Annotated in this window: 1 protein-coding gene and 1 pseudogene; both read right to left on the reverse strand. The window is 41.0% G+C overall.

The features are described 5' to 3' along the window. Window positions 1-396 (reverse strand): annotated as a pseudogene (locus J7R13_RS08530) (lambda exonuclease family protein); the annotation flags it as partial. 1 nt (window position 397) lies between these two features. Continuing rightward, the coding region (locus tag J7R13_RS08535; RefSeq protein ID WP_208438285.1) for an ERF family protein at window positions 398-796 on the reverse strand (399 nt) is incomplete at its 5' end.

Genomic DNA, 796 nt, shown 5'->3' on the forward strand with positions numbered 1-796 from the left:
TTGATTTCGTCATATATAAAGAAGCGCAAATGCGTGGTTGATTGTGGGCATTTGACCTCAACTAAGCCGTCCTCTCCAATGAACCCATCAGGACTTGCACCCGCCATTTTCATTTTTGGGTGTTGGATAAACCCGCATCTTGTGACTTCTGTGTCATAAATGAATTCATATTCTCTCAAGGCATTCTCTTCATGTTCAATGCCCCATTGCATAGCCGCTGTTGTATAAGATTGGCTTATTTCTCCTGTTAAGCGCTCTGTCATGAGTTTCATTTTGTAATCTTCATATTTGCTTGTGGGCAATCCTTTGGCTGTCTTACTGAGTACGCTGTAAACGTTTGAAGCAGTGACTTTACCCAAGCGCGCTTGAAACCCATTCTGCTGTTCTTTGTTCCATCTCACACCGCCGTTCCCTGTTCGTGTGGCGTTGCTATATCGGCATCTTGTGTAGAATCTGTTTCTACCTTTTGCTTGTTCTGTTTATCTTTTAAAAGATGCAACACCGTTTGTGCTTGTCCTTCAGACATATCGTCGAGCTTTTTGACGTTGACATAAGCAAGTATTTTTTCTTCTTCTGTTTGGGTTTGTACTACGAGTCTTCTGATTTCATTGATCTGTTGTGGAAAAGCCTTTTTAATAGGTGTGTTCCCATCCGTATCATCATCTTCACTCACGACATTAAGAAGCATACCTAACAGATATCTGCGTGCGTATGTGATGGCAGAACCAACCGATTGTATATTTGATTTGCATCCTTTAGTGTCATAAGGAAACTTTCCTTCTGTTGAGATTTTATT

It is taken from the genome of Bartonella taylorii 8TBB (genome assembly GCF_902825155.1).
GTDB lineage: Bacteria > Pseudomonadota > Alphaproteobacteria > Rhizobiales > Rhizobiaceae > Bartonella > Bartonella taylorii_A.